The organism is Alkalihalophilus lindianensis (assembly GCF_032843265.1).
GTDB lineage: Bacteria > Bacillota > Bacilli > Bacillales > Bacillaceae_D > Alkalihalophilus > Alkalihalophilus lindianensis.
In genome coordinates this window covers 1-266 of record NZ_JAWJBA010000429.1, presented here as the reverse complement: position 1 = coordinate 266, position 266 = coordinate 1, and the positions used below count along the sequence as shown (strand labels likewise).

1 protein-coding gene is annotated in these 266 nt (G+C 74.8%); it reads left to right on the top strand.

The window, feature by feature from the left end:
* Positions 1-65: 65 nt before the first annotated feature.
* A partial coding sequence (locus RYX56_RS25925) for a hypothetical protein (protein ID WP_317124195.1) occupies positions 66-266 on the top strand: 201 nt, incomplete at its 3' end.

Sequence of the window (266 nt, the reverse complement as noted above, 5' to 3'; positions counted from 1 at the left end):
AGCAAGCCCAGCGAGAGCGCGAGGCGCTTGGTCCGCTGAAGACGCCCGACCTGGAGACCGCCCGCTTGGCGCTAGAGGCGGCCCAGACCGACCTCGCCGCCGCGCGCGACGCCGTGGAGGCCGCCGAGGCCCGGCGCGGTGATCTGGCCCGCGCCGAACAGGAGGCCCGCACAACGGCGCGTGAGGCGGAAGACCGCCTGGGCCGACTGCAAACCGAAGCGCGGGGCCTCGCCCAATTGCTGGTCACCGGCAAGCGCGACCACCCG